Genomic DNA, 12692 nt, shown 5'->3' on the forward strand with positions numbered 1-12692 from the left:
GATCCATTCGCCGGCCATCGGCCATTCGGATAAGCAGCCTTTTTGCAACGCAGGCACACTGGCGTCTCGAACCCATCGACCAAGAGCTGCATGAGCACACCGCCGACGTCCACTGCGCCAGCACTGCCCCCGCCGCTCCAGGGCGGCAAGCTCGTCCTCGCCACTTTCGCGGTGGCGCTCGCGACCTTCATGAACGTGCTGGATTCGTCGATCGCCAATGTCGCGATCCCGACGATCTCCGGCAATCTTGGCGTGTCCGTCAACGAGGGCACGTGGGTCATCACCGTGTTCGCGGCGTCGAACGCCGTCTCCATTCCGCTGACCGGCTGGCTCACGCAGCGGCTCGGCCAGGTGCACCTGTTCGTCGGCGCGATTCTGATGTTCGTGCTTTCGTCGTGGCTGTGCGGCCTCGCGCCGAACCTGCCGGTGCTGCTGTTCGCGCGCGTGTTGCAGGGCGCGGTCGCCGGGCCGCTGATTCCGCTGTCGCAGGCGATCCTGCTCGGCTCGTATCCGAAAGAGAAATCGTCGATGGCGCTCTCGCTCTGGGCGATGACCGCGACCGTCGGCCCGATCGCCGGTCCCGCGCTCGGCGGCTGGATCACCGACAGCTATTCTTGGTCGTGGATCTTCTACATCAACATTCCGGTGGGCATCTTCGCGGCGGGCGTCACGTGGCTCATCTACCGCGATCGCGAATCGCCGACGCGCAAGGCGCCGATCGACGTGATCGGTCTTTTGCTGCTCGTCTCGTGGGTCGCGTCGCTGCAGATCATGCTCGACAAGGGACGCGACCTCGACTGGTTCTCGTCGCCGCTGATCGTCGTGCTGGCGATCGTCGCGGTCATCGCGTTCGCGTTCTTCGTCGTGTGGGAGCTGACGGACCCGAATCCGGTCGTCGATCTGCGGCTTTTCGCCGGGCGCAACTTCTTCGGCGGGACGGTGGCGATTTCCGTTGCGTACGGCGTGTTCTTCGGCAATCTCGTGCTGCTGCCGCAATGGATGCAGCAGTATCTGAACTATCGCTCCATCGACGCGGGGCTCGTCACTGCGCCGCTCGGCATCTTCGCCGTGATCCTCGCGCCGGTGATGGGCAAGGTCTTGCCGCGCAGCGACGCGCGCATCATCGCGACGATGGCGTTCGTCGGCTTCGCGTTCGTGTTCTGGCTGCGCTCGAAGTACGTGATCGAGATCGACACGTGGCATCTCGTACTGCCGACGCTCCTGCAAGGCATCCCGATGGCGATGTTCTTCGTGCCGCTCACGGCGATCGTGCTGTCGGGACTGCCGCCGTCGAAGATTCCGGCGGCGGCGGGGCTATCGAATTTCGCGCGGGTGTTTTGCGGCGCGGTGGGCACGTCGCTCGCGGGCAACGAGTGGGATAACCGCATCGCGCTGCATCACGAGCGGCTCACCGAGCAGGCGAATGTCTACAATCCGGCGTTCCTGCAATCGCTCGGGCTATCGCGATCGACACTCGATGTCAGCGAGGCGCAAGCACGCGGCATGTTCAATTTCACCGTCAATACGCAAGCCGCGATGATGGGGCTCAACGATATCTTTCTGATCTCGGCGGTGATCTTCATTCTGATCATTCCGCTGATCTGGATTACGAAGGTGGCGAAGGGGGGTGGTGGCGGGGCGGCTTCGGGGGCGCATTGAGGATGGCGCGCGCGTCGCGTGCTACTCGGGCAAAAATCCCTGCTCCAGTATCGACGACATCGGCCACGGACAGCTTTCCGGAAAATCGGCGAACCCGATACGCGTTTCATTCGCCGCCTGTTCGCGCGCATCGCCCCACATATCGGCGATCCAGTCCTCGTCGATGAGCATAGGCTTCAGACTCGGTGTCTTTCTGAGCCGTCGCTCGATTGCCCCGCGCTGAGCCAGGATAGTATTCGTCCAGCTATTGGTTCGCCGCTCAGGCTGAAACTGCCACTTCAGTAAATGCGCCAGCAAAATCGCCATCCTGCTCGCGAATTCCCTTTGTTCACTCTTGCCCACGTCCTCGATTTCCTCAGCGATATGCTCGATATCGATGGACGCAAGCTTCCCTGCACGCAGCAGCGCGGCCTGTTCATAGGCCCACGCCACCACGTCCTTCTCATAAGGTGTTCCCATCGGCGGATTCCCGTTTTCATTCGAATTTTCGGTATCGCCCATGCTAGTTTGCATTCCTTTGTTCATCCAGATCGTCCAGACGGCCAACGCCGCTCACTTCAACCCGAGTTCCACGCGCGAACCCGCGCCCTTGTCCTTGATATCGTCCGCCGACATCTTCGGCGCGACGACGAATATCCGCTGGCTGTCGATCTTCCCGTCGAAATACTCCTGCACCGCCTGCGCGCGACGCTGCGCCAGATCGCGCAACGAGCCCTCGTCCACCGGCGCGTTTTTCGTCAGCGCGGCCTTCATGTCGCCATCGGGCACGGCTTTCGTCATGCCGATAAAGTTGGTCGGCTTCTTGAAATCCGCCGACTTGTACACCTTCGTCAGATACTTGTCGTAGTCGGCATCGGATATCTTGATCGCGTTCCAGTCCACGTTCTCGCCGTTGCCCGACATGTCGCGCACCTTCGCACGCTTCACCTGGTTGTCGAGCCACGCGGCGCGCAACGCCGGCTCGTCCGTCTTCGGATCGACGCGGCCCGTCACGTCCACCCGCACCGACGGCTTGTCCACCAGCGCCTTCGCAATCGTATCGAGCTTCTTCTGCGCGGCATCGTTCAACGTGGCCGAACCCGCATCGAACTCGATGTAGTTGAGATCCTCGCCGCCGCCGCCGCCGAACGCGTGCGCGAGCAGCGTGAACGGCGCGGTCACCGCCTTCTGCACGAGATTCACAATCGCCTGCCACACGAGCCCGCCGATCGAAAACTCCGGATTGTCGAGCGATCCCGAAATCGGAATGTTCACGTCGATCTCGCCGCGCGAGTTCTTCAGCAACGACACCGCGAGCCGAACCGGCAGTTTGGTCGCCGTCGGATTGTCGATGTGATCGCCGAACGTCAACTGATCGATGAACAAGTGGTTGTTCGCTGTGAGCTTGTTGTCTGCCAGCATGTAATGCAGATCGACGTTGAGCTTGCCTTTCGTTATCGGATAGCCCGCGTACTTCGACGAATACGGCGTGAGGTTCGTCAGCTCGACGCCGTGCGCGCTCGCCGTCAGATCCAGCGCGGGCTTGTCGATCAGCGGATTGATTTGCCCCTTGATCGACACCGGCCCGTTCGCCGCCAGCTTTGCGGAGACATCGACGGGCGCGGGCGTCGTCGAATGCGTGCCGAATGCACCGATCGTGCCGTTGATCGCGACGAGATTCGCCGTGTAGTTCGGCTTGATGAAGTTGTCGGTGTAGGTCACGCGGCCGTCCTGCAACACGAGCTGGCCGAAGCGCATATTGACCGGCGGCCCGGAATTCGGCGCGGTTTTCACCGGCACCGTCGCGGTTGCGCTCGCCGCCGCCGGCGCGGACGCGCCCTGCTCCTTCGTGCTGCCGCGCGTCACCGATTGCGGTCCGCCCTCGCCCGCCACCACGCTCTTCAGGTTCAGCTTGCCCTGCGCGTCGAGCAGCACGCGGCCGTAGAACTTCGCGAAGGTCACGCGCGCCGCGTCGACATCGGTGCCGCGCTCGCTGTAGTTCACCTTCACGTTGGTCAGGCCGAGCAGCTTCCAGCCGGCGAAACGATCGGACGTCGCCTTGTCGAGCATACGCACGTCCGACAGCGACACATCGCCCTTATACGACGCCGCGAGCGTCTTGCCGCTGCCCGACATCGCGACATCGCCGTTCGCGCTCAGATACGCGCTCGCCACTTCGATGTTGAGCTTGTCGCCGAAATACGGCTCGAACGCGGAGGCATCGACCTGATCGCCCTTCACGTGCAGCGCGAGCTTGAGCGGCGTGACCGTGACATTGCCGCCGATCGCGAGCGCGCCCTTTCCGTTCAGCGTGAGCTTGCCATCGACGGCGAGCGGCCTGGTCAGATCGTCGCTGAACTGCTTCACGTTCACCGCGAGCGGCGCGACGCGCAGCTTGACCGGCTGCGCCGTGGTTTCGTCGGTGATATTCGCCGACGTATCGGCGAGCGAGATTTCGCCGATGCGATAGCGCCACGCCGGGCCGGCCGCCTGCGCCTTCTGGATCTTGTGAGTCGCCGTCTGCTCGGGCGCGGCCTCGTGCGGCCCCGCGAGCGCGGCGAGATCGATGGCGCCGTCCTTGCGGCGCGTCGCATCGAGCGCGAGACCGCTCAGTTGCACGCTGTCGAGCGCGGCATTGCGCGCGGATACATCGACCTTGTCGATCTTCGCCACCGCCGACGCGAGTTTGATCGGCGCGCCGCCGCCCGCGTTCGGCACGAGCGTGAGCGCGTCGAGCTTCACGTCGCCCGCGCCGACCTGCACGCCGCCATCCGGCTTGCCCCAGTCGACCGACACCGGCAGGTTCGCGCCGAGCGTGCCGCTCGTCACCCGCGCGGCCATCAGGTTCGCGAGATACGGCTGCAGCGGCGGCAGCGCGAACGCGTTAAGCGCGAGCTTCGCGTCCGCCGTCTTCGCGGCGAGCGTCACCTTGCCCGATGCATCGAGCGCACCGCCTTTGTCGAACGCGGTCTTGAGCGTGTATTTCGCGGGCGTCTTCGCAAGCGTCGAGAAGTCGTCGAGCGTCACGGCGAGGCCGGTCAGCGCGCCCTGCACGCGTTCCTTCAGCAACTGGTCGTCGAGCGCGATCTTGCCGTCGTTTATCGCGAGATGCCGGATCGTCAGATCGAGCGGCGGCGCTTCCTTCTGCGCTTCCTTTTGCGCTTGTGTCTGCGCCGGTTCCGCGGACGCCTTCGGCGCGGGACCGGCCAGTTTCTGCACATTCAACTGCCCCGACGAATCGCGCGCGAGATGCACGTCGGGATTGCTCAGCGTCACTTCGTCGAGGCGATAGATATCGCGCAACGGCTCCGCGTTCGCGATCTTCACATGCAGCGCGCGGGCCGCGACGAGCGGCGCGTTCGACTTGTCGGTGACGGCGAGATCGGCGAGATCGGCGGTGCCTTCGATGCGGATCGTCGGGGTATCGCCCGAGATCGCGAAGTTCACGTTCAGGTCCGTCGACAGCTTGCCGCTCTTCACGGCGACCGGCACCGAGGCTGGCGCGTAAGACGCCATCTGCGGCACGTCGAGGCCGTCGAGCGTGAGCGCGATCTCCGATTCGCGCGACTCCGAGAACGGCTTCGTGCGCCCTTTCACGACGAGCGGCGAGCCGTCGATGCGCGCCTGTAACAGCGGTGTCATGAAGATATCGGTGGCGGAGGGCAAGGTCGCGATGAACGGAATGCCGAGCGCGAAGCGGTCGATCACGTGCTTCGCCTTCAGCAGCCTGTCATCGAATGTGATCTGGCCGTTTTCGAGGCGGATGTTCGACACCGAGAAGCGCGCGGGCTTGTCCGAGGGCGTCGGCGAAGGCTTCGAGAATTTCGCGATCAGATCGGAGAAATTGAAATGCTCGCCGTCGAAGCGCACGACATTGATGCGCGGCGAATCGATTTTCAGTTCGTTGACGACCGGCGCGAGCTTCAACACCGACGCCCACGAGGTGCGCACGACAAGCCGCGACACATCGACGAAATCGGGCGACGCGCCCGGCGTCTTGGCGAGATTCGCGGGCGCTTCGCCGATATGCACGCCATCGGCTTCGAAATCGAGCGTGTAGGGATTGAGCGAAATGCGCCGGATGCTGACCGGGCGATCGAGCTGCTTCGCGAGTTGCTGCTCGGCAATATGCCGGATGACCGGCGGCGCGACGAAGAAGCCGAGCGCGCCGATCACGAGTAGCGCGATCAGCAAGCCGATGAAGATGCGCCGCGTGCGCCGCGCGTGCACGACGCCGCGCAGGGTTTGGCCGGCGGAAGCAAGAGAAGACTTGGTGATGCTTGACATTCGATGCGCGGCGACGAGCTGTCCGTAGGAGCACCGCCCGAGCTTCGCCGTCCCGGAAAGATGATGTTCGAGTATACGACGAGGCGGCCCGCAAACGTTCGCCAAACCGTGCATCAAAACATAAAGGCCGCGAAAAAATCGCGGCCTTTATGTTTCCGTCCGGTTGCTTTCGCGCGGCTGACTCACCGGCGCTGGACGCGCGGCGGCGCCCATGAGCCGTCGCTCGCTTGCGGCCTCGGCGCATAGAGACGCATCGCGAGCTGGAATTCGCCATCGGGCGCGGGCAGCCAGTTCGCGTCGCGTGCGCGTCCCGGCGACTTCGCCGACACGATCACGTCGATGGAGCCATCGCGATTCTTCTTCAGCCGGTCGCGGTCGGAGATCGAGAGGCGCGGCAGCTTTTCGTCAGCGAGTGCGCCGTCCTTCGTATAGGCGGTGATCGTCCAGAAGCCGCGCACCGGCGGCAACTGGTCGGGCGTGAAGTGCAGCGTGTACGCGTTCGCGCCATTGAGCGCATGGCCTTCGCTGTCCACGCGCGTCACCGGCTTCACTTCGCCTTCCTTCGTGCTCGTCGCGGTCTGACGGCGTGCGAGGTACGCGCGCAGCGTGTAGTCGGTGCCGTAGATGCCGACGCCATCGCCGAACCAGGTCCAGCCGTTCTTCGTGATCGCGTTCGGCGGCACCGTCGCGAGCCGCTCGCGCGCATCGGCGAGGCCGGAATCGAGCAGCGGCGCATCGGTCTTCTTGAACTGCACCGGCTCGCCGGGTTTCACGCCGAGATCGGCGAGCTGGCTCATCGCGTGGGCATCGTCGGTGGCGGCGGGGTTGTCGTCGAGCGAGCGGGCAAGGCGCGCGAAGAACGCATTCGCGTCGAGCGCCTCGGCCTGCGCGCCCGGCGCGACTGTCGCCAGCGCGGACGGCAGCGGCGGCACCGCAGGCTGCCGCGCGCCGTTCGCGGGCCACGCGCCGGCGACAGCGGGCGTCGGATCGGCCGCCGAGCCTTTCGCGGGCGTCTGCGTGTCGATGTGCATCGCCGTCTGGAGCTTGCGCGCCTCGGGCACATCGCGCGGACCGTTCACGCGCACGCGCACCGAAAGCCACACGTAACGCGTGCGCGTCTCGACGCGCGTCGCGTTGGCGGGCAGCGTGCCGGTCCAGCCCGCGGGCACGAACGCGATCAGCTGCATTTTCGGATACGGCGTCGTGTCGGCGCTGGAATAGAGCGCGTTGGTCCACGCATCGAATGCGCGGGCGTCCAGATAGCGGCCGCGCGGCGCGGCGGGCAGCGAGACGATCACCGGATCGGCGGAGACATCGAGCCATGCCGTGGATTCGAGCGTGTCGACGCTCGGCCAGCCCGCCGCGCCCGCAGGCGGCAGCGCGCTCGCATGACGGAAGGTGTTGAGCGGCGTCTGACCCGGCTGGCCGGGCTGGCCGGTGCGGCCGCTCGCACGTTCGCGGGCGATATCCGAAGCGACGAGCGGAAAGCCGAACGTATAGGCGTCGGCGACCTGATTCTTCACCCAGCCCGTGGTGGTCGGTTTCACCTCCGGCTGCCTGGTCGCGCAGCCAGCCAGGACCGCCATGCCGGCGAGACTCACGCTCATCCAGATCGCGGGGTTGAGCGGAAAAGTCCAGCGTCGGTTGTTCTTCATTCGAATGGAAATCCGGTTCTTCTTTCGATTTGGGTTCTCGCGCGACTCGATCCGGGATCGATTCACGGCACGCTCGCGAACGGCTCGATGCCGCTTCGAATCCCCGCGCGGCGCGCCACGAGCATTATCTCGAAATTCGGGTTTTAACTTATCCGCTGACTATAGGCAAGACGAAGCGTATAAAAGCGCTCCGGCAAGTCGAAGAATGCCCTAGATGCTGCCTAAAAGCACTGAATGACGCGCGTTTCGTCCTTCGAATACGATTATTTTCGATGGGTTCCGCGATCGCACGACGCCGTTCATTCCGCCCTTGACCTTCCAATCATTGGAAGGTCGATACTCGTCTCGTGAGGGATTTTCGCGATCCCAGCCAGACCGGAGCGTTTCACCATGTCCACAGCATCATCCGAGAGCCCGAGAACCGCGGAATTGGCCGTCAGCGGCATGACGTGCGCGTCGTGCGTCGCGCGCGTCGAGAAAGTGCTCCGGCGCGTGCCGGGCGTCGAAAGCGTGGCGGTCAATCTCGCGACCGAGAAGGCGACCGTGCACGCGAACGGCGCCCTGACCGACGATCAGCTCGTCGCCGCCGTCGCGAAAGCCGGCTACGAAGCCGCGCCGATTTTGCCCGAAGCCGCGCCCGCCGCCGCGCAGCCCGCATTCGATCGCGAGCTCGCCGCGGTCTTCGCCGCAGCCGTGCTCACCGTGCCGCTGCTTGCGCCGATGTTCGGTCTCGCGCTGAATCCGTGGCTGCAACTCGCGCTCGCGAGCGTCGTGCAGTTCGGTTTCGGCGCGCGTTTCTATGTCGGCGGCTATCGCGCGGTGCGGGCTTTCGCGGGCAACATGGATCTGCTCGTCGCGCTCGGCACGTCGGCGGCCTGGGGCTTGTCCGTCTATCAGATGTTCGCGCACGGCGGCATGACCGAGCATCTGTTCTTCGAGGCGTCGGCGGTCGTCATCACGCTGGTGCGCTTCGGCAAGTGGCTGGAAGCGCGCGCAAAGCGGCAGACCACCGACGCGATCCGCGCGCTCAATGCGCTGCGTCCGGACAAGGCGCGCGTGCGCGACCGCGACGACCCGGCGCGCGAACGGGAAGTCGCGCTCGCCGATGTGCGCGTCGGCGATATCGCCATCGTGCGGCCGGGCGAGCGTGTGCCGGTCGACGGCATCGTGCGCGAGGGCCGCACGCATATCGACGAATCGCTGATCACGGGCGAAAGTCTGCCCGTCGCGAAGGAACCGGGCGCACGCGCGACCGGCGGCTCGATCAACGGCGAAGGCGTGATTGCGATCGAAACCACGGCGATCGGCGCGGAAACGACGCTTGCGCGCATCATCCGGCTCGTCGAATCGGCGCAGGCGGAGAAGGCGCCGATCCAGCGGCTCGTCGATCGCGTGTCGGCGGTTTTCGTGCCGGCGATTCTGGCGATCGCGCTCGTCACGCTCGTTGGCTGGCTGCTGCACGGCGCGAGCGCGGAAACGGCGCTGCTCGACGCGGTCGCGGTGCTCGTGATCGCGTGCCCGTGCGCGCTCGGCCTCGCAACGCCGACCGCGATCATGGCCGGCACCGGCGTCGCGGCGCGCCAGGGCATTCTCATCAAGGACGCGCAGGCGCTCGAACAGGCACATGCGATCCGCTTCGTCGCGTTCGACAAGACGGGCACGCTGACCGTCGGCAAACCCAGCCTGATCGCGTTCGATGCTGCGCCCGGGCAGGACCGGACCGAAGCGCTCGGGCTCGCCGCCGCCGTGCAGCGCATGAGCGAGCATCCGCTGGCGAAGGCTGTCGCCGCCGCCGCCAACGAGGCGCCGCGTCTCGATGCGAGCGCTGCGCGCGCGATCGCCGGGCGCGGCGTAGAGGCGAAAGTCGGCGCGCGGCGCATCGCGATCGGCAGCGCGCGCTGGGTCGCGGAACTGAAGCTCGACGTTGCGCCGACGCTCGCCGAACGCGCGCGCGAACTCGAAGCGCAGGGCAATACGATTTCCTGGCTCATCGATCTCGATGGCGGCGTGCTCGCATTGATGGCTTTCGGCGACACGATCAAGCCGACCGCGCGCGCCGCGATCGAACGCCTCGCGCGCATGGGCGTGCAGAGCGCGCTCGTCACCGGCGACAACGAAGGCAGCGCGCGCAGCGTCGCGCGCGCGCTGGGCATCCCATCGGATCTCGTGTTCGCGCAGACGCTGCCCGAGGACAAGGCGCGCGTCGTCACGCAACTGAAGGCGTCGGGCAAGGGCATCGTGGCGATGGCCGGCGACGGCATCAACGACGCGCCCGCGCTCGCCGCCGCCGACATCGGCATCGCGATGGCGAGCGGCACCGATGTGGCGATCGAAGCGGCCGGCCTCACGCTGATGCGCGGCGATCCGGCGCTCGTCGCCGATGCGATCGACATCTCGCGGCGCACCTACCGCAAGATTCAGCAGAACCTCTTCTGGGCGTTCGTCTACAACCTGATCGGCATTCCGCTCGCCGCGTTCGGCCTGCTCGATCCGATGTTCGCGGGCGCGGCGATGGCGTTCTCCAGCGTGAGCGTGGTGACCAACGCGCTGTTGCTGCGAACGTGGCGCGCTCAGGCCGGCGCGGTGGCCGACGAAGCGCGCGCCGGCAACCCGATCACGCGGCCGGCGTAACGCGCGTCCTTCAGCGCGATGACCGGCTCGGCGGCGATGCGCGCGGCGATGTCTTCATCGAACGATGCGGATTTCGGCGCGCCGCTCGAATCGATGTGCATCATCATCTGCTCGCACGCCGACACCGGCTCGGCGGCATCGCCCTCGAACATCTCCATGTAGAGATGGACGCGCTTCCTGTCATGCGCGACGACCCGCGCTTCCACGCGCACCGCCGCGCCTTCCTTGATCTCGCGCAGATAGCTGATGTGCGCTTCGAGCGTGTACAGCGTGCGCTGCCTCGCGGCGCGCCCCGCGTCGTCGAGACCGATGCGGTCCATGAACGCGTCGGTCGCGAGGCTGTAGATCAGCATGTAGAACGCGTCGCGCAGATGGCCGTTGTAGTCGACCCATTCGGGCTTGACCGTATCGCGATAGATCATCGTGGTTCCTCTAGTCTTCGATGCCGTGACGCGCTTTCGCCTGCGCAATCGCCTCGATCACGCTTGCGATGCAGTCGTCGCGATAACGCTCCAGTTCCTTGATGCCGCGTCCGTTCGTCTGCCGCGACGTGCCGTCCACCACGCGGTCGATGAGCTCGTCGGTCAGCGTCGGCGCGACGAGTTTCGTCCACGGCAATTCGAGCGCGGGGCCGAACTGCTGCATGAAGTGTCGCATGCCCGCCTCGCCGCCCGCCAGCGTGTAGGTGAGGAACGTGCCCATGAACGACCAGCGGATGCCCGCGCCGTAGCGGATGGCGTCATCGATTTCGCCGGTCGTCGCAACGCCGTCGTTCACGAGATGCAGTGCCTCGCGCCAGAGCGCTTCGAGCAGGCGGTCCGCGATGAAGCCCGGCACTTCCTTGCGCACGCGCAAAGGCCGCATGCCGATGGATGCATAGAAGCTCATCGCCGCATCGATCGCCTCGCCCGAGGTCGCTTCGCCGCCGAGCACCTCGACGAGCGGCAGCAGATACACCGGATTGAACGGATGCCCGACCACGCAGCGCTGCGGATTCACCGCACGCGCGTAAAACTCGCTCGGCAGCAGCCCGGAAGTCGATGACGCGATGATCGCATCGGGCTTGGCTGCGCGACTCACGCGCTCGTGCAGCGCGAGCTTCAGTTCCTCGCGTTCGGGCGCGCTTTCCTGGATGAAGTCGGCATCGGCGACGCATTCCTCGACCGTCGATACCACACGCAGCCGCTCCGGCGACGCGCCCTTGGCCAAGCCAGCGCGTTCGAGCGCCGGCCACGCATTCGCGACGTTCGCGCGAAGCTGCGCCTCGGCGCCGGGCGCCGGGTCCCACGCGGTGACGTCGAGCCCTGCTCCGAGCGCGCGCGCCACCCAGCCGCTGCCGATCACACCCGCGCCGAGCGCGGCGAATTGCTTGACTTGCATGTCGATGTGTCCTTTGGGTTCTCTTGGATTCAGGCGAATTGTTCGGCGCTGCGTTTGTCCAGCAGACGCGCGCCGCGCGGGGGAAGTCCGAGCTTCCTGCGTCCTTCGGCGGGCGTGAGCGCGCGTGCGCCCAGACGTTCGATGATTTCGACGGCGCGCTGCACGAGCGAGCCGTTGGTCGCGTGCACGCCGCGATCGAGCCACAGGTTGTCTTCGAGACCGACGCGCACGTGGCCGCCGAGCAGCATCGCCTGCGCGACCATCGGCATCTGCATGCGGCCGATGCCGAAGCCAGCCCAGTGCGCGCCGGGCGGCAGGTTATCGACCATCGCTTTCATCGTGCCGGTGTCGGGCGGCGCGCCCCACGGAATGCCCATGCACAGTTGAAAGAGCGGCGGGTCATCGAGCAGGCCTTCTTTCAGTAGCTGGTTCGCGAACCACAGATGACCCGTGTCGAAGATTTCCAGTTCGGGCTTCACGCCGAGCTCCTGGATGCGCTTTGCGCCGGCTCGCAATTGCGCGGGCGTCGATACGTAGATGTAGTCGCCATCGCCGAAGTTGAGCGTGCCGCAGTCGAGCGTGCAGATTTCGGGCAGCAACTCTTCGACATGCGCGAGGCGCGTCAGGCCACCGACGAGATCCGTGCCCTTGCCGAAGCGCATCGGGTCTTCGCCCGGGCCGATTTCGAGGTCACCGCCCATGCCTGCCGTCAGGTTGATGATGACGTCCGTGTCCGACGAACGGATGCGGTCTACTACTTCCCTGTATAGCGCGGGGTCGCGGCTGCCTCGGCCGGTTTTGGGGTCGCGGACGTGGCAGTGGGCGACGGTGGCGCCCGCGCGGGCCGCTTCAATTGCCGCTTCGGCGATTTGCTTCGGTGTTATCGGGACTGCAGGGTGTTTGGCTGTCGTGTCGCCGGCGCCGGTTACCGCGCATGTCACTATCACTTCGTAGTTCACGGTTTTTGCTCCTTTTGTGATTTGGTTAGTTTTCCTGTTCTTTCTCTGTGAAATCCTGATTTCGTGTCGGTCTATTAGCTCTGCCCCTGTGCGGGGCGGCAGTCACTTTCTTTGCTGCTGCAAAGAAAGTAACCAAAGAAAC

General features: G+C 65.5%; 8 protein-coding genes. 2 read left to right on the forward strand and 6 right to left on the reverse strand.

Annotation, left to right across the window (positions count from 1 at the left end):
- Nucleotides 1-90 precede the first annotated feature (90 nt).
- The gene (locus tag QCE73_RS32870; RefSeq protein WP_309885156.1) at nt 91-1659 is read left to right on the forward strand and encodes a DHA2 family efflux MFS transporter permease subunit; all 1569 of its coding nucleotides are present in this window, start codon (nt 91-93) and stop codon (nt 1657-1659) included.
- Nucleotides 1660-1680: 21 nt separating this feature from the next.
- On the opposite strand, the gene QCE73_RS32875 is transcribed toward QCE73_RS32870, so the two are convergent.
- The 3 genes from QCE73_RS32875 to QCE73_RS32885 all read right to left on the reverse strand — a co-directional run bounded on the left by QCE73_RS32875 (nt 1681) and on the right by QCE73_RS32885 (nt 7580).
- Entirely contained in the window at nt 1681-2118 is a 438-nt protein-coding gene (locus QCE73_RS32875; RefSeq protein WP_309885301.1) for a DUF29 domain-containing protein, read from the reverse strand.
- A gap of 93 nt (nt 2119-2211) precedes the next feature.
- Nucleotides 2212-5925 carry a DUF748 domain-containing protein gene (locus QCE73_RS32880; RefSeq protein WP_309885157.1) on the reverse strand — a complete coding sequence of 1238 codons (3714 nt, stop codon included), beginning with the start codon at nt 5923-5925 and terminating at the stop codon, nt 2212-2214.
- Nucleotides 5926-6107: 182 nt separating this feature from the next.
- Nucleotides 6108-7580, reverse strand: coding sequence for a DUF1214 domain-containing protein (locus tag QCE73_RS32885; RefSeq protein WP_309885158.1), 1473 nt, complete (start codon nt 7578-7580; stop codon nt 6108-6110).
- 390 nt (nt 7581-7970) lie between these two features.
- Here QCE73_RS32885 and QCE73_RS32890 point away from each other — a divergent pair, with 390 nt between their 5' ends.
- Nucleotides 7971-10211 carry a heavy metal translocating P-type ATPase gene (locus tag QCE73_RS32890; RefSeq protein WP_309885159.1) on the forward strand — a complete coding sequence of 747 codons (2241 nt, stop codon included), beginning with the start codon at nt 7971-7973 and terminating at the stop codon, nt 10209-10211.
- Here QCE73_RS32890 and QCE73_RS32895 read toward each other — a convergent pair.
- The 3 genes from QCE73_RS32895 to QCE73_RS32905 are packed head-to-tail and all read right to left on the reverse strand — an operon-like array spanning nt 10151 to nt 12550.
- A complete protein-coding gene (locus QCE73_RS32895; RefSeq protein WP_309885160.1) occupies nt 10151-10633 on the reverse strand; it encodes a thioesterase family protein in 483 nt (160 codons plus the stop codon). The two genes, QCE73_RS32890 and QCE73_RS32895, sit on opposite strands and share 61 nt — an antisense overlap.
- Nucleotides 10634-10643: 10 nt before the next feature.
- On the reverse strand, nt 10644-11591 hold the full coding sequence (locus QCE73_RS32900; protein WP_309885161.1) for an L-carnitine dehydrogenase: 948 nt from the start codon (nt 11589-11591) through the stop codon (nt 10644-10646).
- Between the two features lie 29 nt (nt 11592-11620).
- Nucleotides 11621-12550 carry a 3-keto-5-aminohexanoate cleavage protein gene (locus QCE73_RS32905; RefSeq protein ID WP_309885162.1) on the reverse strand — a complete coding sequence of 310 codons (930 nt, stop codon included), beginning with the start codon at nt 12548-12550 and terminating at the stop codon, nt 11621-11623.
- Nucleotides 12551-12692: the final 142 nt, after the last annotated feature.

This window comes from Caballeronia sp. LZ029 (genome assembly GCF_031451275.1).
GTDB lineage: Bacteria > Pseudomonadota > Gammaproteobacteria > Burkholderiales > Burkholderiaceae > Caballeronia > Caballeronia jiangsuensis.

What these genes read in the sequence shown, in the direction of transcription:
- QCE73_RS32870 (WP_309885156.1), top strand. Translation starts at nt 91, where the DNA reads ATGAGCACACCGCCGACGTCCACTGCGCCAGCACTGCCCCCGCCGCTC.
- QCE73_RS32875 (WP_309885301.1), bottom strand. Translation starts at nt 2,118, where the DNA reads ATGGGAACACCTTATGAGAAGGACGTGGTGGCGTGGGCCTATGAACAG.
- QCE73_RS32880 (WP_309885157.1), bottom strand. Translation starts at nt 5,925, where the DNA reads ATGTCAAGCATCACCAAGTCTTCTCTTGCTTCCGCCGGCCAAACCCTG.
- QCE73_RS32885 (WP_309885158.1), bottom strand. Translation starts at nt 7,580, where the DNA reads ATGAAGAACAACCGACGCTGGACTTTTCCGCTCAACCCCGCGATCTGG.
- QCE73_RS32890 (WP_309885159.1), top strand. Translation starts at nt 7,971, where the DNA reads ATGTCCACAGCATCATCCGAGAGCCCGAGAACCGCGGAATTGGCCGTC.
- QCE73_RS32895 (WP_309885160.1), bottom strand. Translation starts at nt 10,633, where the DNA reads ATGATCTATCGCGATACGGTCAAGCCCGAATGGGTCGACTACAACGGC.
- QCE73_RS32900 (WP_309885161.1), bottom strand. Translation starts at nt 11,591, where the DNA reads ATGCAAGTCAAGCAATTCGCCGCGCTCGGCGCGGGTGTGATCGGCAGC.